This is a genomic window from Streptomyces tsukubensis, from assembly GCF_003932715.1.
GTDB lineage: Bacteria > Actinomycetota > Actinomycetes > Streptomycetales > Streptomycetaceae > Streptomyces > Streptomyces tsukubensis.
In genome coordinates, this window is record NZ_CP020700.1 from 2,621,396 (window position 1) to 2,642,486 (window position 21,091).

The 21,091-nt window shown below is 71.0% G+C and carries 17 protein-coding genes and 1 tRNA gene; 13 read left to right on the top strand and 5 right to left on the bottom strand.

What is annotated here, in order from left to right; translation table 11 throughout:
• The first annotated feature begins 395 nt into the window (after window positions 1-395).
• From B7R87_RS09900 to B7R87_RS09920, 5 genes are all read left to right on the top strand, one after another.
• Window positions 396-1,250, top strand: a complete 855-nt coding sequence (locus B7R87_RS09900; RefSeq protein ID WP_130584622.1) for a siderophore-interacting protein — start codon at window positions 396-398, stop codon at window positions 1,248-1,250.
• Between the two features lie 664 nt (window positions 1,251-1,914).
• The gene (locus tag B7R87_RS09905) at window positions 1,915-3,357 is read left to right on the top strand and encodes a pyridoxal phosphate-dependent decarboxylase family protein (RefSeq protein WP_006349178.1); all 1,443 of its coding nucleotides are present in this window, start codon (window positions 1,915-1,917) and stop codon (window positions 3,355-3,357) included.
• Window positions 3,314-4,624, top strand: coding sequence for a lysine N(6)-hydroxylase/L-ornithine N(5)-oxygenase family protein (locus B7R87_RS09910; RefSeq protein WP_045853070.1), 1,311 nt, complete (start codon window positions 3,314-3,316; stop codon window positions 4,622-4,624). The genes B7R87_RS09905 and B7R87_RS09910 overlap by 44 nt, the downstream gene beginning before the upstream one ends.
• Window positions 4,621-5,190, top strand: a complete 570-nt coding sequence (locus B7R87_RS09915) for a GNAT family N-acetyltransferase (protein WP_006349176.1) — start codon at window positions 4,621-4,623, stop codon at window positions 5,188-5,190. Before B7R87_RS09910 ends, B7R87_RS09915 begins: the two co-directional genes overlap by 4 nt.
• Window positions 5,187-6,986, top strand: a complete 1,800-nt coding sequence (locus B7R87_RS09920) for an IucA/IucC family protein (protein WP_006349175.1) — start codon at window positions 5,187-5,189, stop codon at window positions 6,984-6,986. The genes B7R87_RS09915 and B7R87_RS09920 overlap by 4 nt, the downstream gene beginning before the upstream one ends.
• A gap of 104 nt (window positions 6,987-7,090) precedes the next feature.
• On the opposite strand, the gene B7R87_RS09925 is transcribed toward B7R87_RS09920, so the two are convergent.
• Window positions 7,091-8,752: a beta-N-acetylhexosaminidase gene (locus B7R87_RS09925; protein ID WP_006349174.1), complete on the bottom strand. Its 1,662-nt coding sequence runs from the start codon at window positions 8,750-8,752 to the stop codon at window positions 7,091-7,093.
• Window positions 8,753-8,946: 194 nt separating this feature from the next.
• Between B7R87_RS09925 and B7R87_RS09930 the strand changes: the two genes are divergently transcribed.
• From B7R87_RS09930 to glmS, 3 genes are all read left to right on the top strand, one after another.
• Window positions 8,947-9,816 (top strand): DUF4429 domain-containing protein, encoded by an 870-nt coding sequence (locus tag B7R87_RS09930; protein ID WP_006349173.1) that lies wholly within the window; start codon window positions 8,947-8,949, stop codon window positions 9,814-9,816.
• 198 nt (window positions 9,817-10,014) lie between these two features.
• A complete protein-coding gene (locus B7R87_RS09935) occupies window positions 10,015-10,248 on the top strand; it encodes a hypothetical protein (RefSeq protein ID WP_045853071.1) in 234 nt (77 codons plus the stop codon).
• A 37-nt stretch (window positions 10,249-10,285) separates the two neighbouring features.
• The gene (gene glmS, locus B7R87_RS09940) at window positions 10,286-12,103 is read left to right on the top strand and encodes a glutamine--fructose-6-phosphate transaminase (isomerizing) (RefSeq protein ID WP_040916244.1); all 1,818 of its coding nucleotides are present in this window, start codon (window positions 10,286-10,288) and stop codon (window positions 12,101-12,103) included.
• A gap of 428 nt (window positions 12,104-12,531) precedes the next feature.
• On the opposite strand, the gene B7R87_RS09945 is transcribed toward glmS, so the two are convergent.
• A complete protein-coding gene (locus B7R87_RS09945; protein WP_006349170.1) occupies window positions 12,532-13,053 on the bottom strand; it encodes a universal stress protein in 522 nt (173 codons plus the stop codon).
• 508 nt (window positions 13,054-13,561) lie between these two features.
• On the opposite strand from B7R87_RS09945, the gene B7R87_RS33460 reads away from it, so the two are divergent.
• The 4 genes from B7R87_RS33460 to B7R87_RS09965 all read left to right on the top strand — a co-directional run bounded on the left by B7R87_RS33460 (window position 13,562) and on the right by B7R87_RS09965 (window position 16,381).
• Complete coding sequence (locus tag B7R87_RS33460) at window positions 13,562-13,987, top strand: hypothetical protein (RefSeq protein WP_233168800.1); 426 nt, start codon at window positions 13,562-13,564, stop codon at window positions 13,985-13,987.
• A 398-nt stretch (window positions 13,988-14,385) separates the two neighbouring features.
• Window positions 14,386-15,567: a helix-turn-helix domain-containing protein gene (locus B7R87_RS09955; RefSeq protein ID WP_006349169.1), complete on the top strand. Its 1,182-nt coding sequence runs from the start codon at window positions 14,386-14,388 to the stop codon at window positions 15,565-15,567.
• A 9-nt stretch (window positions 15,568-15,576) separates the two neighbouring features.
• Window positions 15,577-16,179 (top strand): oligoribonuclease, encoded by a 603-nt coding sequence (gene orn / locus B7R87_RS09960; RefSeq protein WP_040916240.1) that lies wholly within the window; start codon window positions 15,577-15,579, stop codon window positions 16,177-16,179.
• Between the two features lie 129 nt (window positions 16,180-16,308).
• Window positions 16,309-16,381 (top strand) — tRNA-His (locus B7R87_RS09965).
• A gap of 830 nt (window positions 16,382-17,211) precedes the next feature.
• Here B7R87_RS09965 and B7R87_RS09970 read toward each other — a convergent pair.
• Window positions 17,212-18,636, bottom strand: a complete 1,425-nt coding sequence (locus tag B7R87_RS09970) for a sensor histidine kinase (protein ID WP_006349167.1) — start codon at window positions 18,634-18,636, stop codon at window positions 17,212-17,214.
• Window positions 18,633-19,355: a response regulator transcription factor gene (locus B7R87_RS09975; RefSeq protein ID WP_006349166.1), complete on the bottom strand. Its 723-nt coding sequence runs from the start codon at window positions 19,353-19,355 to the stop codon at window positions 18,633-18,635. Before B7R87_RS09975 ends, B7R87_RS09970 begins: the two co-directional genes overlap by 4 nt.
• Window positions 19,356-19,542: 187 nt before the next feature.
• On the opposite strand from B7R87_RS09975, the gene B7R87_RS09980 reads away from it, so the two are divergent.
• On the top strand, window positions 19,543-20,124 hold the full coding sequence (locus B7R87_RS09980; RefSeq protein WP_006349165.1) for a hypothetical protein: 582 nt from the start codon (window positions 19,543-19,545) through the stop codon (window positions 20,122-20,124).
• 26 nt (window positions 20,125-20,150) lie between these two features.
• Here the strand turns inward: B7R87_RS09980 and B7R87_RS09985 are convergent, their stop codons facing one another.
• Complete coding sequence (locus tag B7R87_RS09985) at window positions 20,151-21,023, bottom strand: spermidine synthase (protein ID WP_006349164.1); 873 nt, start codon at window positions 21,021-21,023, stop codon at window positions 20,151-20,153.
• Window positions 21,024-21,091 lie beyond the last annotated feature (68 nt).

Genomic DNA, 21,091 nt, shown 5'->3' on the forward strand with positions numbered 1-21,091 from the left:
CGTGGCGCGGACCAGCGCCGTGCCGGGCGAGGGCTGCTTCCCGTCTACACGTGGTGCGTGGCTGACCGCGCAGTTCCCCGCGCCCCTAAAAACCCTGCCCTCACCCCACAGGGAAAGGGGAACCCCCTTGGTTGGCAACTGAGCAGACGCGGTACGGGCAAGAAGGGGCACTGGGCCCCATTGCCGAAGGCATAGGGGGCGGAACTGCGCGAACGACCCAAACCAGCCCGCAGGCGGAAACAAACCCCACCCGGCACCGCGCTTCCCGCGGGAGGCTCACCGACGCAAGCCGGGGCACCGGGGGGCCACCCCCGCCCGGCACGGCGGGCACCGCACGCCCCAGGGGCTTGGGGGCGCACCCCCAAGGAGCAGGAAGGTTAGGCTAACCTGACCTCATGGTTCCGTTCCGGTTCTTCGACCTCCGGGTCACCCGCGCGCACGCGCTCACGCCCTCCCTCATCCGCGTGACCTTCCAGGGGTTCCCCGACGACGACGCCCTCGACGCCTTCGCGTCCGGCGGTCGCGACCAGTCGCTGTCGCTGTTTCTGCCGCACCCCCACCAGGACGCCCCCGTCGTCCCGGTCGACGCCGGGGACGGCAGTGCGATCTTCGCCGCCTGGCGGGCGCTGCCCGAGGACACCCGCGCGGTGATGCGCTCGTACACGGTCCGGGACCAGCGGCGCACTGCCACCGGTGCCCGGGAGTTCGACATCGACTTCGCCGTGCACGAGAACGGCGGTCCCGCCTGCCGCTGGGCGCAGGCGGCCGCGCCCGGGAAGCGGGCGATGGTGCTGGGCCCGGCGGTCGCGGAGAACACCTCCGTGCGCTGCCAACCGCCCGCCGATACGGACTGGACCCTGATCTGGGGCGACGAGACCGCGCTGCCCGCGATCGCGGCGATCCTGGAGTGGCTGCCCGCGGGCATGCGGACCCGGGTATGGGTGGACGTCCCGCACGCCGCGGACCGGCTCGAACTCAAGACGGACGCGGACGCGGAGATCGTCTGGCTGGTACGGGACGAGGGCGCGCCCTCCGCCGTGGAGGCGGTGACCGCCGCCGAACTGCCCGAGGGGACCCCGTACGCCTGGATCGCCGGGGAGTCGGGCGGCGTCAAGGCGCTGCGGCGGCATCTCGTGGGCGAACGCGGTATCGACCGCCGCCGGGTGACCTTCGTGGGCTACTGGCGGCGCGGCGTCAGCGAGGACGGTCTGCGCGACGATCCCGCCCTCGCGGAGATCGACGAGAGCTGACGGACCGCGGACCGCGGACCGCTCCGGCGGCGGGCGGGTGGTTCCGTCCCGCGGGACGGGCGCCCCGGGCGAAAGCACTCCGGCCCCGCACCCGCCGCATCCGTGGCCCGCGCCGGGACCTCCGGCCGCGCCCACCGCACGGCAGGCACCCGCACCCGCGGCCCACGCCGCACGGGTAGCCGGCACCCGGGCCCGTACGGGCAACTGCCCCGGGCCGCACGGCCCGAGCGGGAGCCACGTGCCGCAGCGGGCGAGCACCATGCGCCACCCCGGCGCCCGCCAGCCAGGGTTGGTTGATATCCAGCCAAAATATGATCAACCACCGCATACGCGGTCTTGCGGGGCGCCCCGTGGGCATGCATGGCCTTGGCACCTACAGATCACCCCTGATCAGGCGGGAACCGAGGACCACCCGCAGAGCCCGCCGCACCCCCCCCTTCCGCACCGGACCACCCGGCCGGAGGGGCTCGCACCGCCCCGTACGGCCCGCCGGGCGTGACAACCGGTCAACCGGCGTGTGAACAACGCCATACGCAGGGCGTCTCATCAGGGCCGGAGGCCGATTCCCAAGGAAAGTTAGGTTAGGCTAACCTTCCTCACGTCGCCCTCGCACCCCCACCTGTCCGGAGGCGCGACCAAGTCCCCGTATCCGGGAGGACATTGCATGCGCTCGCACCTGCTCAATGACGCAACGGCGGAGAGCTACCGGCGCTCCGTGACCGAAGGAGTCGAGCGGGTGGCGAACCGACTCGCCACGACCCGGCAACCGTTCACGGGGGTCACCGCCGAAGAACTCGCGCCGGTGATCGCCGATATCGACCTCGACCGGCCGCTGGGCGACTCCTCCGCCGCCCTCGACGAGCTGGAGCAGGTCTATCTGCGGGATGCCGTCTACTTCCACCACCCCCGCTATCTCGGCCACCTCAACTGCCCGGTCGTCATCCCCGCCGTCCTCGGCGAGGCGGTGCTCTCCGCCGTCAACTCCTCCCTGGACACCTGGGACCAGAGCGCCGGCGGCACCCTGATAGAGCGCAGGCTGGTCGACTGGACGGCGTCCAGGATCGGCTTCGGCGACGCCGCCGACGGCGTGTTCACCAGCGGCGGCACCCAGTCCAACCTCCAGGCGCTGCTGCTGGCCCGGGAGGAGTCGAAGACCGCCGACCTCGCCAAACTGCGGATCTTCACCTCGGAGTGCAGCCACTTCAGCGTCCAGAAGTCGGCGAAACTCCTGGGCCTCGGCCGGGACGCGGTGATCGCCCTGCCCACCGACCGCGACCGGCGGATGCGCACCCTGGCGCTCGCCGCCGAACTGGAGCGGTGCCGGGCCGACGGCCTGGTCCCGATGGCGATCGTCGCCACCGCCGGGACCACGGACTTCGGCTCCATCGACCCCCTGCCGGAGATCGCCGAACTGGCCCAGCAGTACGGGGCGTGGATGCACGTCGACGCCGCGTACGGCTGCGGACTCCTCGCCTCCCCCACCCGCCGCCATCTGCTCGACGGCATCGAACACGCCGACTCCGTCACCGTGGACTACCACAAGTCGTTCTTCCAGCCGGTGAGTTCCTCCGCCGTCCTGGTGAAGGACGGAGCGACGCTGCGGCACGCCACGTACCACGCGGACTACCTCAACCCCCGCCGGACCGTTGAAGAGCGCATACCGAACCAGGTCGACAAGTCCCTGCAGACCACACGCCGTTTCGACGCCCTGAAGCTGTGGATGACGCTCCGCGTCATGGGCGCCGACGGCATCGGCGGACTCTTCGACGAGGTCTGCGATCTGGCCGCGGCCGGCTGGGAGTTGCTGGCCGCCGACCCCCGCTACGACGTCGTCGTCCAGCCGCAGCTCTCCACGCTCGTCTACCGCTGGATTCCGCCGAACGTCACCAGTCCTGCCGCGATCGACCGGGCCAACCTCTACGCTCGCAAGGCGCTGTTCGCCTCCGGGGAGGCCGTGGTCGCCGGGACCAAGGTCGACGGCCGCCAGTACTTGAAGTTCACCCTGCTCAACCCCGAGACGACGACCGACGACATCGCCGCCGTCCTCGACCTGATCGCCGGCCATGCCGAGCAGTACCTGGGAGAGAACCTTGTCCACGCCTCTTGAACCCCCCGCGGAACCGTACGACTTCATCGGGGTCGGACTCGGCCCCTTCAATCTGGGACTGGCCTGTCTCACCGAGCCCATCGAAGAGCTCAACGGGCTCTTCCTGGACTCCAAGCCCGACTTCGAGTGGCACTCGGGCATGTTCCTGGAGGGCTCCCACCTCCAGACCCCGTTCATGTCGGACCTGGTCACCCTGGCCGATCCGACCTCCCCGTACTCCTTCCTCAACTATCTGAAGCAGTCCGGGCGGCTCTATCCGTTCTACATCCGCGAGAACTTCTATCCGCTGCGGACCGAGTACAACGACTACTGCCGCTGGGCCGCGGCCCGGCTGACCAACGTCCGGTTCAGCACCACGGTCACCCGCATCGAGCACAACGGCGAGCTGTACGAGGTGCACACCGCGAGCGGCGAGGTGCTGCGCACCCGCCGGATCGTGCTGGGCACCGGCACCCCGCCGTACATCCCCGAGTGCTGCCGCGACCTCGGCGGCGACTACCTCCACAACTCGGTCTACATGCCGAACAAGGAGGCGCTCCAGGCCAAGGAGTCGATCACCCTGGTCGGCAGCGGCCAGAGCGCCGCGGAGATCTACTACGACCTGCTCTCCGAGATCGACGTCCACGGCTACCGGCTCAACTGGGTGACCCGCTCCCCGCGCTTCTTCCCGCTGGAGTACACCAAGCTGACCCTGGAGATGACCTCTCCCGAGTACATCGACTACTTCCACGCCCTGCCGGAGAGCACCCGCTACCGGCTGGAGTCGCAGCAGAAGGGCCTCTTCAAGGGCATCGACGGGGATCTGATCGACGCGATCTTCGACCTGCTGTACCAGAAGAACCTGAAGGGCCCGGTCCCGACCCGGCTGCTGACCAACTCCGCCCTCAACGGCGCCTCCTACGACGAGGCGTCCGGCTCCTACACCCTGGCGCTGCGCCAGGAGGAGCAGGGCAAGGAGTACGAGCTGCGCACCGAGGGACTGATCCTGGCGACCGGGTACAAGTACGTCGTCCCCGACTTCCTCGCCCCCGTGCACGACCGCCTCCGCTGGGACGGACAGGGCCGTTTCGACGTCGCCCGCAACTACTCCGTCGACACCACCGGCCGTGAGGTCTTCCTCCAGAACGCGGGCGTGCACACGCACTCCATCACCTCACCCGACCTGGGCATGGGTGCGTACCGCAATGCCTACATCATCGGCGAGATGCTCGGTACCGAGTACTACGCCGTGGAAAAGTCCATCGCGTTCCAGGAGTTCTCCGTATGACCGCCCCCGATCCGCTGAGCTTCACCGTACGGCCGCTCGACCCGCTCGCCGACGCACCGCTGGTGCACCGGTGGGTGACCCACCCCAAGTCCGGTTTCTGGCAGATGTCGGACTTCGACCTCGGGCAGGTCGAGCGGGCGTACTCGGCGATCACGGCACATCCGCACCACCACGCCTTCATCGGGGAGACCGAGTCCGGTGACCCGGTCTTCCTGATGGAGAGCTACGACCCGGCGCAGGTCGAACTGGTCGGGCTGTACGACGCCCTGCCGGGCGACGCCGGGATGCACTTCCTGGTGGCACCGGCCGATACGCCGGTGCACGGTTTCACCCGGGCCGTGATCACGGCCGTGCTGCGGAAGCTGTTCGACGACCCCGCGATCCGGCGAGTCGTCGTCGAGCCCGATGTCCGCAATACGGCCGTTCACGCCCTCAACGCCTATGCGGGCTTCGAGATATCCGGCCGGATCCGGACCCCGGAGAAGGAGGCGTACCTCAGCTTCTGCACCCGCGAGGCGTTCGAGAACAGCGCCGCCATGGCCGACCGTCCGGCGGTGGGACGATGACCGCCGCCGACGCCGTCGCCCATCTGACGCCCGAGCTGTGGGAGCGGGCCAACCGGCTTCTGGTCCGCAAGGCGCTCTCCGAGTTCGCCCATGAGCGGCTGCTGACACCCGAACCGCTGGACGAGGCGGGCAGCTACCGCGTCCTCAGCGACGACGGGACCGTCGAGTACCGCTTCACGGCCGAACTACGGGCGCTGGACCACTGGGACATCTCCGAGGAGTCGGTGGTCCGCAGCGTACGCGGGGAACTCCTGCCGCCGGACGCCGTCGACCTCTGCATCGAGCTGCGTACGGCACTGGGCCTCAGCGACGACGTCCTGCCGGTGTATCTGGAGGAGATCGCCTCCACCCTGGCGGGGACCGCCTACAAGCTGAGCCTGGAGCCCGTCTCCTCGGCGGAGCTGGTACGGGCCGGTTTCCAGGCCGTCGAGACCGGGATGACCGAGGGCCACCCCTGTTTCGTCGCCAACAACGGCCGGCTCGGCTTCGGGGTCCACGAGTATCTGTCGTACGCGCCGGAGGCGGCGAGCCCGGTCCGGCTGATCTGGCTGGCCGCCCACCGCGAGCGGACCACCTTCACCTCCTGCGCCGACCTGGACTACGACACCCTGGTCCGGGAGGAGCTGGGCGAGGAGACCCTCGCCCGGTTCGCGGCCCTGCTCACCGGGCAGGGGCTCGACCCGGACGACTACTACCTGCTGCCCGTCCATCCGTGGCAGTGGTGGAACAAGCTCTCCGTCACCTTCGCCGCCGAGGTTGCCGAGCGGCGTCTGGTCTGCCTCGGCCCCGGCGACGACGAGTATCTGGCGCAGCAGTCGATCCGTACCTTCTTCAACACCACCACCCCGCACAAGCACTATGTGAAGACGGCCCTGTCCGTCCTCAACATGGGCTTCATGCGCGGCCTCTCGGCGGCCTACATGGAGGCCACCCCCGCGATCAACGACTGGCTGGCCGGGCTGATCGAACAGGACCCGGTGCTCAAGGAGACCGGTTTCTCCATCATCCGGGAGCATGCGGCGATCGGTTACCGGCACCGCCAGTACGAGCTGGCCACCGACCGCTACTCGCCCTACCGCAAGATGCTGGCGGCGCTCTGGCGGGAGAGCCCGGTGCCGTCGCTGGGTCCGGGCGAGAGCCTGGCGACCATGGCGTCCCTGCTCCACATCGACCGGGACGGGGCGTCGTTCGCCGGTGCCCTGATCGACGCGTCGGGGCAGACGCCCGCCGACTGGCTGCGGGACTATCTCCGCGCCTACCTCGTCCCCGTACTGCACAGCTTCTACGCGTACGACCTGGCCTATATGCCGCACGGCGAGAACGTCATCCTCGTCCTCGGCGCCGACGGCACGGTCCGGCGGGCGATCTTCAAGGACATCGCGGAAGAGATCGTGGTCATGGACCCCGACGCAATCCTGCCGCCCGCCGTGGAACGCGTCCGGGCCGAGGTCCCCGAAGACATGAAGCTGCTGTCGGTCTTCACCGACGTCTTCGACTGCTTCTTCCGCTTCCTGTCGGCGGCGCTGGCCGCCGAGGGCCGGATCGACGAGGACGCCTTCTGGGCGGCGGTCGCCGACTGCGCCCGGGAGTACCAGGCGTCCGTACCGCATCTGGCGGACCGGTTCGCCGAGTACGACCTCTTCGCACCCGAGTTCGCGCTCTCCTGCCTCAACCGGCTCCAGCTGCGGAACAACCGGCAGATGGTCGATCTGGCGGACCCGTCCGCCGCGCTCCAGCTCGTCGGCACCCTCCGCAACCCGCTGGCCGCCGTCCCGGCCGCGGCGGCGGCCCCCTGAGCGGACGGGCATCCCCCGAACACGGTCCCTCGGGGGGTGCCCGTCCTTTCCCCGCTGTGTCCGTACGGCCCGGGAGGCCGTACGGACACAGCGGCACGCGCCCGTCAGTTCTTCGGCCAGGCCACCGTCGGTGAACGGTGGAAGGCGATGCCCAGCGCGGACATCCGCCCGGCCTGCGCCGCCAGCCTCGGCTCGTACTCGGCCCACGGGATACCCCCGCCGGACCAGCCCTTCTCCGCCACACCGAGCAGCCGCGGGAAGGCCATCTGCTCCAGCTGCGCGCTGTTGACCAGCGTCTCCGTCCAGATCGGGGCCTCGACCCCGAGCACCGCCTCGTCCGGTACGCCCACATCCTTCAGATAGCGGGCGGGGTCCCAGTCGTAGGAGCGGTCGACCTCGACGCGGCCCGCCCAGGAGAGTCCCAGCGGATGCCGGTAGGTGTACTGCATATCCAGATAGACCCGGTCGGCCGGGGAGAGGATCAGCTTCGTCCCCTTCTTCACGGCGTCCGCGACCCGCTTCCGCTCGGCCTTCTCCGTCCGGTCCGTGCCCCAGTACTGGGCGAGCACCTCTTCGTCGGCCCCGGCTCCGGCGATCTCGTGCCAGGCCATCACCTTCTTGCCGTGCTTCGCGACGATCTCCCGCACCCGGTTCATAAAGGTGCGGTAGTCCTTCTTGCTGGTGCTGTCGGCCTCGTCGCCGCCGATGTGGAGGTACTCGCCGGGGGTCATCGCGGCCAGCTCCCGGATCACGTCCTCCACGAAGTCGTACGTCTCCTCCTTGCCGACGCACAGCGAGCTGAACCCCGTGTCCACCCCGGTGTGGACGGGGTCGCGGAAGCCGTGGCAGCTCAGCTCGGGATAGGAAGCGATCGCCGCCGCCGTATGGCCCGGCATGCCGATCTCGGGGATCACGTCCATATGGCGGCTCGCCGCGTACGCCACGATCTCCCGGTACTGCGCCTTGGTGTAGAAGCCGCCCTTGCCGCCGCCGACGGCGGTGGCCGCGCCGACGGTGGTCAGCTTCGGCCGGGAGTCGATCGCGATCCGCCAGCCCTGGTCGTCGGTGAGATGGAGATGCAGCTTGTTGATCTTGTAGAGGGCGAGCTGGTCTATGTACCGCTTGACCTGCGCGACCGTGAAGAAGTGCCGGGCGACATCGAGCATCGCGCCCCGGTAGGCGTACCGGGGGGTGTCGGTGATCGTGCCGCCGGGGAAGCGCCAGACAGCGGTCTGCCGGGTGTCCATCTCGACCGCGGGCGGCAGCAGCTGCCGCAGGGTCTGGACCCCGCGGAAGAGCCCGGCGGGCTCCCGGGCCACCACGGAGACCGTGGCCTGCGAGGACGTCAGCCGGTAGCCCTCGGCGCCCAGATCCCGCCGGGCCGGGTCCAGCCGGAGCTGGATGCCGTCGGTGCCCGCCCCGGGGGTCACGGGCAGCCGATAGCCGGTGGAGGGGCGCAGGACCGCCGCCAGATAGTCGCCGACGGCCCGGACGGCGGGCCGGTCGTCGACCCGGATCGCGGCAGCGGGGGCAAGCGTGTACCCCGGTCCCGAGGGGCGGACGGAGGCGGGGGCGGGCACCACGTTCCCCAAGGGCGCGGAGGACACCGGTGGACGGCGGGGGGACTCCTCGCCGGAACCGGCGTCTCCCCCGCCGCCGAAGCAGCCCGTACCTGCCACGGCGGTGAGGAGCAGCACGCCGAGCAGGCGCCGCCCGGGGCGGCGGGGGGCCCGGAGCGGGCCGGGGCGGGGTCGGAGCAGTCGCACGGAGCTTCCCTTCAACGGGCGTCGAACCACGCGCCATGGTCGCTCAGCCCCCCGAATGCGGTCCAGACCTCTGGTAGCCCTGTGGACAACCGGGGCCCAACCGGAACCCGTCACCGGGCGCTCGGCCGAACCCCCTTGCCGGGCAACGGGATCCGGCCCGGTCGTCCGGTGGCGGGAATGAAAGAATCGGACCCATGGCGGAAATCATCCAGAAAGACGGCACGTGGAGCTTCGACGGGGACTCCGTGCGCATCGTGCCCGGCTCCGACAAGAGCGTGGGCGTGCTGCGCCAGGCGCTCGGTGAGCTGAACGTACCGCTGGAGGCCGTCGCGGGGGTGTCCTACGAGCCGGGGCGGAAGTCCGGGCGGCTGCGGCTGCGGCTGCGCAGCGGGGCCGATCCGCTGCTCCAGCTCGCCGGCGGCCGTCTGAAGGAGAGCTGGGACCCCTACTCCCTCGGTGTGGAAGCGGACCGGGCCGGGGTGGCCGAGTACTTCGTGGACGAGGTCCGCAACGCCCTGCTGATCGAACAGATCGGCAGCGAGCAGGTCGACCGCTATCTGATGCCGGGGCCGGCCGTGCCGATCACCGCGTCGGCGGGCGACGGCACCGCCGAGTTCGACGGCGAACAGATCCGGCTCTCGTGGAACTGGAAGACCGAGGACGCCAAGGCCTCCGGCGGTCCGCGCACGATCGGCATCGGAGACGTCGAGGCCGTGGACTGGCTGCCTGCCGCCACCCTGGAGAGCGGCTACCTCCGCTTCACCCTGACCCGGATCCGCTCCTCCGCCCCGGCCAAGCACGATCCGCACGCCATCGACCTGTGGGGCTTCCGGAAGGACCCCCTGATGGGTCTGGTGGGCGCCGCCGTGGTGGCCAGACTGCCGCATCCGTACGCCGCGAAGACCGCCCCCGCCCCCGAACTGACGAAGGCGCCCTCCGCCCCGGCGGAGGACCACGACACCCTGCTGCGGCGCCTCCGGGAGCTGGGCGAACTGCACCGTTCGGGCATCCTCACCGACGAGGAGTTCAGCGCCGCCAAGCAGGCCGTACTGAAGCGCCTCTGAGCCCTTTCCCCGGCCAGGTCCGAGGACAGGCCGGAGAAAGCCAGGGGATCCTGCCCGGAATCGGGCAGGATTCTTGCATTCGGGGAGATCGACCCGCAGTATCGACGGGTGCTCGAACACCGCCCGCCCGGTCGTCCCTCATCCTCCGCGTCGCCACCCTCACACCCCGCGCACGCGCACGACGACCTCGTCGACCATCTGGTCCGCTCCACCGCGCTCCCGCGCGGCGAGGCGGTCCGGGTCGTCTTCGACGTGCTGGCGTACTTCGACGAGAAGACAGAGGTCTACGTCCGCCGCCGCCACCGGGAGCTCCAGTCGGGCGGCCTGGCGAACGCCGAGATCTTCGAGCGGATCGCGGCCGAGCTGCCGCGCCGCGCGGTGGCACCGCCGGAGCTGTCGCTCCGGCAGCTGCGCCGCATGGTCTACGGCTGACGGACGATCTCTCACCTACGGAGGGGCAAGAACCTTTATGTGCGGAATTGTCGGTTACATCGGTAAGCGTGATGTGGCACCACTGCTGCTGGAGGGCCTGCAGCGACTGGAGTACCGGGGTTACGACTCCGCGGGCATCGTGATCACCGGCCCCAAGGGCGGCGGGCTGAAGCTGGTCAAGGCCAAGGGCCGGGTCCGCGATCTGGAGGCCAGGGTCCCCAAGCGGTTCGCCGGGACCACCGGAATCGCCCACACCCGCTGGGCCACCCACGGCGCGCCGAGCGACGAGAACGCCCACCCCCACCTCTCGGCCGACGAGAAGGTCGCCGTCGTCCACAACGGCATCATCGACAACGCCTCCGATCTGCGCGCCCGGCTGGAGGCCGAGGGCGTGGTCTTCGCCTCCGAGACCGACACCGAGGTCCTCACCCATCTGATCGCCCGCTCCGCGGCCGAGACGCTGGAGGAGAAGGTCCGCCACGCCCTGAAGGTGGTCGAGGGCACCTACGGCATCGCCGTGATGCACGCCGACTTCACCGACCGGATCGTGGTCGCCCGCAACGGCTCCCCCGTCGTCCTCGGCATCGGCGAGAAGGAGATGTTCGTCGCCTCCGACGTCGCCGCGCTGGTCGCCCACACCCGCCAGATCGTCACCCTCGACGACGGCGAGATGGCCACCCTCAAGGCCGACGACTTCCGCACCTACACCACCGAGGGGTCGACCACGACGGCGACGCCGACCACCGTGGAGTGGGAGGCCGAGTCGTACGACATGGGCGGCCACGACACGTACATGCACAAGGAGATCAGCGAGCAGGCCGACGCGGTCGACCGCGTGCTGCGCGGCCGTATCGACGACCGGTTCTCCACCGTGCACCTGGGCGGGCTCAACCTCGACGCCCGCGAGGCCCGCTCCATCCGCCGGGTCAAGATCCTCGGCTGCGGCACCTCGTACCACGCGGGCATGATCGGCGCCGGGCTGATCGAATCGCTGGCCCGGATCCCCGCGGACGCCGAACCCGCCTCCGAGTTCCGCTACCGCAATCCGGTCGTCGACCCCGACACCCTCTACATCGCCGTCTCGCAGTCCGGCGAGACCTACGACGTCCTCGCCGCCGTCCAGGAGCTGAAGCGCAAGGGCGCCCGGGTGCTGGGCGTGGTCAACGTGGTCGGCTCCGCGATCGCCCGGGAGGCCGACGGCGGCGTGTACGTCCACGCGGGCCCCGAGGTCTGCGTGGTCTCCACCAAGTGCTTCACCAACACCGTCGTCGCCTTCGCGCTGCTCGCGCTCCACCTCGGCCGGATCCGGGACCTCTCGGTCTCCGAGGGCAAGCGGATCATCGAGGGCCTGCGCCGGCTGCCGGAGCAGATCGCGGAGATCCTCCAGGCCGAGGACGACATCAAGAAGCTCGCCGAGGAGTACGCGGGCGCCCAGTCGATGATGTTCATCGGACGGGTGCGCGGCTATCCGGTGGCGCTGGAGGCTTCGCTGAAGCTGAAGGAGATCTCGTACATCCACGCCGAGGCCTACCCGGCGTCCGAGCTGAAGCACGGTCCGCTGGCGCTGATCGAGCCCGCGCTGCCGACGGTCGCGATCGTCCCCGACGACGATCTGCTGGAGAAGAACCGCGCCGCGCTGGAGGAGATCAAGGCCCGCAGCGGCCGGATCCTGGCCGTGGCCCACCGGGAGCAGGAGAAGGCCGACCACACGGTCGTCGTCCCGAAGAACGAGAACGAGCTGGACCCGATCCTGATGGGCATCCCGCTCCAGCTCTTCGCCTACCACACGGCCCTGGCCATGGGCCGGGACATCGACAAGCCGCGCAACCTGGCGAAGTCCGTCACCGTGGAGTGACCCGCGGGGGCGGCCCCGCCCCCGTGTCCTGTCGCCCAGCCGGTCCCCCGCGCGTCGCCACCGTGTCACGCGGGGGACGGCACCGGCCGGAACGGCTCACCGCCCGGCCCGCGCCCGCTCGGCTCGCGGCCGTCACTCCGCGGCCGGCGGGACGTCCTGAGAAGCCCGGCACCTGAACCGGTGGGGGAAACCCCCTGCGGGTACGTCGCGGTGCGAGGTCGTCTCCTGACGCCGGACAGCGGCGAACACATCCGGCCCGGCTGGCCGTTATGTACCCGGTACGGCCGCGCCGAGCACCTCGGAACGGACCCGGATTCCGACCGGCCCGCCCGGCGACCGCCCGAGCCCGGCACCACATGCACCAGGCGCCGCGCGCATTACGGCGGAGGGGGTACGGAGCGGGTCGCGGCCTCAAGGAAAGACGACGCTCAGGGAATGACGACGACGGGGCGCTGTGCGCGCCGCGCCAGCCGGCCGGCGACCGAACCGAAGATGCGTCCCACGATCCCGTGCGTCGAGCCGACGACGATGGCGTCGGCCGAGTACTCCCGGCCGACCTCCTCCAGCTCGTGGCAGATGTCGCCGCCGCGCTCCACCAGGATCCACGGGACCTCGGAGAGATAATCGGCGCAGGCCAGCTCCAGGCCGAGCACCTCGGTGCGATGGTCGGGCACATCGACGAAGACGGGGGGCTCGCAGCCCGCCCAGACGGTGGTCGGCAGCCGGTTGGCGACATGGACGATGATCAGACCCGAACCCGAACGCCGGGCCATGCCGATCGCATAGGCGAGCGCCCGCTCACTGGAGGTCGAACCGTCGAAGCCGACGACGACACCGTGGCGGAACGCCGGATCGCAGGAAGGGCGCGCTTCTTCCGCCGCTCGCAGATCCGACAGGGGGTCGGCTACCTGCTTGCGGTCCGCGGGTTCGGGGATCTCATGACCGGCCATGGGTGTCTCGGCGAAGAAAGTCCTCTGTGGAATCAGCGGAAGGGGGGAACAACAGAGCAGGCTGAGCGGTGCTGTGTCCGGGAATCATCTTCCCTGGCCCATACCCGCAAGGGTACGGCGACACTCCTCTCCTGCCCAAGGGCTGTCCCCACCGGGCGTTCCACGGAGCATGCCCGAGGGCGTCCTCGTTGGCAATGCCGTGTGGTGCCTACAGCGGACCGGAAGCCACCGGCGGCCGGTGGACGGCCCGGCCGCCCCGGCCGGTCGGCGGGACCGCCGAGGGGGGTGCGCCCCGCTCGGGGCCGGGCGGAGGTGTTCGAGGGGCCCGGACGGCCCCGGCAACCGCCGTACAGCAGGTCACGGCGGAGCGGCCGGGCGGGCGGCCGTGTTCCGTTCGGGTGCGGTCCATGCGGTCGAGACAGTGTCTGCCGCAGTGACCGGAAGGCAGCGGTCCTCGTTGGCTCCTCGGACACCCGCAGCCGTGACCGCAGCCCGGAGGAGGCCTTCCGTGCCGACGCATCCGTCCGCCGCCCCGCCGACCGCTTCGTCCGAGCACACCAGCCCGTACTCCGCCGCCACGGCCGGCCCTTCCGCGCGCCCCGCGCCCCCGGCGGCCGGGGACGCCGCCCCCGCCCCCTCCGGCGGCACAGCCGACCCGGCCGGCGACCCGGCCGGGGACGTCGTCCGCTGGGCCGCCTTCAGCTGCCTGCTCGTGCCGGTCGTCCTCATCGTCTACGGGGCGTCCGTCGGCGGCGCCACGGCGGCCGCCCTCGGCCTGGCCGCGGTGACCGCGGCCTGCCGGGTGCTGCTGCGCCATTCCGAACGCAACGCCGCCCGGGCCGCCGCGGCACAGGGGCCCCGGACGCCCGAGCGGCCCGGCCGGGGGGTCCGGTCCGGCGGCCGTCACGGTGCCGGAAGTACCCCCGGCGAGTGAGCGGGATCCGGCCCGTTCGCACACCTGGACCCGTATAGTTTCAGCCAAGTTCACGCCATGGCGCATCCCTTGGCGAAATGGCCTGCCAACCCCCTTGTCAGCAGGCCGGAAAGGGTCTTCGCCGACGGTGGCACCCTATGGGGACGGGCCATGCACGAGAGGCGCACTTCCCTCGCGGGCTTGCAGATGGAACGCTTCGTGATCGAATGCTTCGCGCCAACTTGCCGGACCGACATAGCGGGGCATGCCGAACTTGTCTCGTCGGCACCACGGGACGCAGTAGATTCGATCATGAGTATCGAAGGCTCCGGTACTCGCGCACAACCAAGGGGAAAAGTGCAGGAGCGAACGGCCCGAAAAGAACGGGGAGACGCGAAAACCGAGGGGGGCTTAGCGTCATGAGTCAGGACTCCGCCGCACCGGAGGCAGCACGAAAGCTCTCCGGGCGCCGGCGCCGGGAAGTCGTCGCGGTACTGCTGTTCAGCGGCGGCCCCATCTTCGAGAGTTCCATACCGCTCTCGGTGTTCGGTATCGACCGCCAGGACGCCGGAGTACCACGCTACCGACTGCTCGTCTGCGCAGGCGAGGAGGGACCGCTGCGGACCACCGGCGGCCTCGAACTCACCGCGCCGTACGGTCTGGAAGCGATCAGCCGGGCCGGGACCGTCGTCGTCCCTGCGTGGCGTTCCATCACCTCGCCGCCGCCGCCCGAGGCGCTCGACGCACTGCGCCGGGCCCATGAGGAGGGCGCCCGGATCGTCGGACTGTGCACGGGGGCCTTCGTGCTCGCCGCAGCCGGTCTGCTCGACGGCCGGCCCGCCACGACGCACTGGATGTACGCGCCGACGCTGGCCAAGCGGTACCCGTCCGTCCATGTCGATCCGCGGGAGCTGTTCGTCGACGACGGCGATGTGCTCACTTCGGCCGGAACGGCCGCCGGAATCGACCTCTGTTTGCACATCGTGCGTACTGATCACGGTACGGAGGCCGCCGGGGCGCTCGCCCGCAGGCTGGTCGTCCCGCCGCGGCGCAGCGGTGGGCAGGAGCGCTATCTGGACAGGTCTTTACCAGAGGAAATCGGGTCGGACCCGCTGGCCGAGGTCGTCTCGTGGGCGCTGGAGCACCTTCACGAACAGTTCGACGTGGAGACTCTGGCGGCGCGGGCGTACATGAGCCGCCGTACGTTCGACCGGCGATTCCGTTCCCTGACCGGCAGCGCGCCGCTCCAGTGGCTGATCACCCAGCGGGTGCTCCAGGCCCAGCGGCTGCTGGAGACCTCGGACTATTCGGTGGACGAGGTCGCGGGCCGCTGCGGCTTCCGGTCGCCGGTGGCGCTCCGGGGCCATTTCCGGCGCCAGCTGGGCTCGTCCCCGGCCGCGTACCGGGCGGCGTACCGGGTCCGGCGTCCGCAGGGCGATCCGGCTCCGCCGTCGATGGTCGAGTCCGTGGTTCCGCCGCAGGCCAGACGGGCCCCGGGCGGTCCGCCGGGGCTGCCGCCTGAGCTGGGGAAGCCACCGCACGGCGCTTATGCGGCAGGACCGGGGCGCCCGAGTCTGCCCGGTCAGCGGAGTGCGCCATAAAGTGGACGCATGAACGATCGCATGGTGTGGATCGACTGCGAGATGACCGGGCTCTCGCTGGCCGACGACGCACTCATTGAGGTGGCCGCACTGGTCACCGACTCGGAACTGAACGTGCTCGGTGAAGGGGTGGACATTGTGATCCGCCCGCCGGATGCGGCGCTGGAGACGATGCCCGAGGTGGTGCGCCAGATGCACACCGCCTCGGGTCTCCTCGGAGAGCTGGCCGGGGGTACGACCCTGGCCGATGCCGAGGCCCAGGTCCTGGCGTACATCCGCGAGCATGTGAAGGAGCCCCGCAAGGCACCGCTCTGCGGGAACTCGGTGGGCACGGACCGCGGCTTCCTGGCCCGGGACATGTCCGCGCTGGAGCAGTACCTCCACTACCGGATCGTGGACGTCTCCTCGGTGAAGGAGCTGGCCCGGCGCTGGTATCCGAGGGCGTACTTCAACAGTCCCGAGAAGAACGGCAACCACCGGGCGCTGGCGGATATCCGCGAGTCCATCGCCGAGCTGCGGTACTACCGCGAGGCGGTCTTCGTACCGCAGCCCGGCCCGGACTCCGACACCGCGAAGGCGATCGCGGCGAAGCATGTGGTGTCCTCGGGCTGACCGGCCCGGGAAGCACCTGTTCGGACGGGTTCGTCCGGAGTCGGATCGGGGGCGGGAAAACCCTGGTACGAGCACCCTCCGGAACCCTGTACACTTTTTCTCGGCCGGTCGGAAAAACGACCGGTCATGGTGGGTGTAGCTCAGCTGGCAGAGCACCTGGTTGTGGTCCAGGATGTCGCGGGTTCAAGTCCCGTCACTCACCCTGCAGGGTGCAAGGGCCCCGGTCTTCGGACCGGGGCCCTTGCCGTTTCCCGGGGCCCTTCACTGATCCCGGGTCCCCCCTTCTTCCCCTTCCTCCGTCCGTCCGGCCGCGGGGCTGCTCCGCGGCCCTGCGTGGGGCCGCTACGGGGGCTGGCCCCCGTACCGAGGCTGCGGCGGGCGGGATGTCGCCGCCGGGCCCGGAGCCGGAGCATGGGAGCGGGACCGCTGCCGCACGGGGCCGGGGTCGGGAACATACGGAGGTACGGGAGATGGCTGCCTTCGGGGACGGCCCGGGTCCGGTCTGCCGCTCGGTGGCGACGACGGCGTTACTGGCGCTCGCGGCCGGGGTGGCGCTTCCCCTGGGGCCGGTGCGGGCTGCGACGGGGCCTGAGGCGCAGCCCCCGCCCCACCGGGTGTGGTGGGCGGGCGGGGCGGAGGCCGCGCGGGCCGTTCCGGCGCCCCCGCAGCCGGAAACGGAGGCGCGCGTCCCGGTCGGAGTGTGGGGGGATGGGGAACCGACCGGGACGCGCGGTGGGGGGTGTGGTGCGGATGGTTCGTCGAGTACCCCCGAGGGGGGTGCACAGCACGTTACCGGGCCGTGAAGAAACGGAGCGGGCATTCCGGGCGGAGGCCGGAGTTCTTAGGGCGCCGTTAAGGGCCTCATCGGAACCTGTTAACCCAGGGGGGTTCCGGACGGGTGGAAACGGCTCCGGAAGCGGTCCGGCCGGGGCCCGTGACGGGGGTGCCGGCCCGGCGGCGCCGCGGCCCCGCGGACGGGAGGGATACCGGGCGGACCGCAGGGCGGTGCGGTCCAGGACCGGAACCGGAGGCTCAGATGTCGCCGCGCCCGCGGCGTCCCGCCGAGATCAGGGTACGGCGTCGGTCGGGCACCCGGTGACCACCCCTGCGGCGCTCCTCGGGATCGGCCGCGCGGGTGTCCAGACCTATCCAGATCCGTACCTCGGTGCCACCGAGCACCGAGCTGCCGATCCGGACGTCCCCGCCGGTCGACTCCGCGACCCTGCGGACGATGTCGAGGCCGAGTCCGGTGGAGCCGTCGCGGCTGCCGCTGTTGCCCCGGGCCAGCGCGGCGGCCGGATCCGCGATTCCCGGTCCCGCGTCGGAGACCAGCACGATGACCGCGTCCTCGCCGTTGTGGAGGTCGACGGAGAAGGCGGTGCCTTCGGGGGTGTGACGGAAGACGTTGCCGAGCAGGGCGTCGAGCGCGGCGGCCAGTTCGGGGCGGCCGACCGGGATACGGACCGGCCGGTCGACGCCCGCGACCCGTACCTTGCGGCCCTCGTCCTCCGCCAGCGCCGACCAGAAGTCCATCCGCTCCCGGACCACTTCGGAGGCGTCGCAGCCCGCGCCGGGCCCGACAGGGGTGGTCTGCGGTTTGGCCTCGCGCGCGGTGCGGATGATGATGTCGACCTCCCGCTCCAGCTGTTCCACGGCGGCCCGGGTCTGCTCGGCCGCGGGCCCGTCACCGAGGGAGGCGGCGTTCAGCCGGAGCACGGTCAGGGGGGTGCGGAGCCGGTGGGAGAGGTCGGCGGCGAGTTCCCGCTCGTTGGCCAGCAGCTGGACGACCTGGTCGGCCATCGCGTTGAAGGCGACGGCGGCGGACCGCAGCTCCTTCGGCCCCTCCTCGGGGACGCGGACACCGAGCCGGCCCTCGCCCAGTTCCTCGGCGGCACCGGAGAGCCGCCGGGCGGAGCGGACCATCCGTACGCCGAGCCGGTCGGCCACCGCGACCGAGCCCAGGATCAGGGCGATGCCGACCCCGGCGAGCATCAGCCAGGCGGTGGTCACCCCGCGGCTCATCTCGGCGTTGGGGACATAGACCTCGACCACGGCGACCTTGTCGTTCCGCAGCAGGGTGGGCTGGAGCAGGGCGGTACCGCCCGTCACCTTGGTGGTGGAGGTCCGGAACAGCCGCTGCACCAGGGCGTGGTCGGCGCGTCCGGCGCGGGGGGTGCCGATGTCCACGGCCTTCGGCACCCCGGCGTCGGGGTCGGCCGGGACATGGACGAACATCCGGCCCGCGGTCCCCGCATGGGTGGTCTGGACGGCGACCTCCAGCGCATGCTGCTCGGGGGTGATGGTCAGGGTCGGTGCGATGGTGGCGGCCTGGCGCTCGGCGTTGGTGACCGCCCGATCCCGCGCCATCTCCTTGATCACGAGCCCCAGTGGTACGGCGAAGGCGACTACGACCATCACGGTGACGGCCAGTGCGACCTTGACCAGCGCCCATCTCATCTCTGATGACCTCGTTGGGGTTCCGGGTGTCCAGTGGGGGGTTCGAGCTTGACTCCGACTCCGCGGAGGGTGTGCAGATAGCGCGGCCGGGCTGCGGTCTCACCGAGTTTCCGCCGCAGCCAGCTCAGATGGACGTCGATGGTCTGGTCGTCGCCGTAGCTCTGCTGCCAGACCTCGGCGAGCAGTTCCTTGCGCGGGACCACGACACCGGGACGGCCGGCGAGAAAGGTCAGCAGGTCGAACTCGCGACGGGTCAAGTCGAGGGGGGAGCCGTCGAGTTCGGCCTGGCGGCGCAGGGGGTCGATGGAGAGTCCGCCGACCTGGATCACCCGGGACGGCGGCGCCTCGCCCGCGGTGGCGCGGGATCTCCGCAGCACCGCCGCCATCCTGGCGGAGAGATGCTCGACGGAGAAGGGCTTCGTGAGGTAGTCGTCGGCGCCGTCGTTGAGGAGCCGTACGATCTCGCTCTCGTCGTCCCGCGCGGTCGCGATGATCACCGGCACGTCGGTGATACCGCGCAGCATCTTCAGCGCCTCGGACCCGTCGAGATCGGGCAGACCGAGGTCGAGGATGACCACGTCGAACCGGAAGTGGGCAACCTCGCGCAGCGCCTCCAGGGCTGTACCGACACTCCGGACGATATGGGACGCCTCGGTCAGATGCCGGATGAGGGCGGAGCGTACGAACTGGTCGTCCTCCACCACGAGCACACGTGCCATGACCGGCACCGTACGCCATTCGGGGGACCCCGGTCCCCCTCCGTACGCCTCCGTTCACACCTCGGACGGGACGGCGCCCGGGAGTTGACGACCGGGACGGTGATCCGGAGCAGCGCGGTCCTCTTGGGGACAGGGGCGGGTTGTGTGGTGCAGTATGGCCCCGATGCGTAGAGGACTTGTACATGCCATGGCGTGGACGCTGTCCACCGGGGCAGCGGTGACGCTGTCGTGGTGGGGCGTTCACACGGTGATGTCGGGAACCGCGTACGACCGGCCGCGCGCCGTGCCGATCAACGCCGGGGAAGACCCCACCACGCAGGCGAAGCCTCAGGTCTCCGCGACCCACCGGTCGCAGTCGCCGCCGGAGGCTCGCCCCTCGAAGACCTCCGGGACCCCCGGGTCGCGGATCACCGAGGGCACCCCGGAAACACCCGGCGGCAACGGCGGCGGCACCTCACCCGAGCCGCCCACGAGCAGCCGCAGCGAGGGCCCGCGCCCCTCCAGCGCCTCGGGCACCCCCGTGAACAGCAAACCGAAGGGCACGGTCAAGGGGCAGACCGTCGACGGCGGGCAGGTGCTGTTCGATGTGGGCCCGGCGTCGGCGGAGCTGCTGTCGGCGACCCCCAACGAGGGCTGGCGGATGGACGTGCTGGAGGAGTCGACCTATATCCGGGTGACCTTCACCAGCGATACCCGCGAGATGTCGGTCTTCTGCATCTGGAACGGCCACCCGCCGCGCTTCGACTTCGACGAGCGCGAGGCACCGTAGGTCGTCTCTCCCGGTGACCGGGGCGTTCAGTCGAAGGCGCCCGGCGGCGGGGACGGGGAGGGGCGGGCCGTCGCGTCGGTGACGGCGGGCGCGCCGCCGGTGAAAGCGGCGAGGGTACGGCCGTGCTCGACCCGGCCCGGATGGGGGTCGCTCGCGATCAGGCGGGTCAGTTCCGCGATCGGCAGCTCCCCCGCGGCACCCAGCAGGACCGCATTGCCGAAGCGGCGGCCGCGCAGGAGGGCCGGATCGGCGGCGAGGGCCAGTTCGGGGAAGACCTCGGCCGCGGTGGCGACCTGGCCCCGCAGATGGACCAGCGGACCGCCGTCGGTGATGTTCGCCGCGTACCAGCCGGCGGGCCGGAGCACCCGGCGGACCTCGGTGAGGAACTCCGTACTCGTCAGATGGGCCGGAGTGCGCGCCCCGTCGAAGACGTCCGCGATCACCAGATCCGCCCAGCCGTCCGGGATCCGGCCCAGGGCGGCCCTGGCGTCCACGGCCCTGACCCGGATCCGGTCCCGGGGGTCCAGCGGCAGGTGCGCCCGGACGAAGTCCACCAGCGCCCCGTCGACCTCCGCGATCTGCTGGGTCGAGCGGGGCCGGCCGGCCGCGATGTAGCGGGCGAGGGTGAAGGCCCCGCCGCCCAGGTGCAGGGCGTGCACCGGGCGGCCGGGAGGGGCGGCGAGATCCGCGATATGGCCGAGCCGCCGCTGGTAGGCGAAGGAGAGCCGTTCCGGGTCGTCCAGGTCCACATGGGACTGGGGCGCCCCGTCCACCAGCAGCGTCCAGGCGCGCGACCGCTCCGGGTCGGGCACCAGTTCGGCCGTACCACCGGCGACGACGGCGGTGAGGGCCTCCGGGGACCCGGAACCGCCGCCGCGCCGCCGTCTGCTCTTCGTCATCCGCTCATTATCGGCCCCCGTCCGGCCCCGCCTGCGAAGAAGCGTTTCCTCCGGGGTATCGGGCCGGG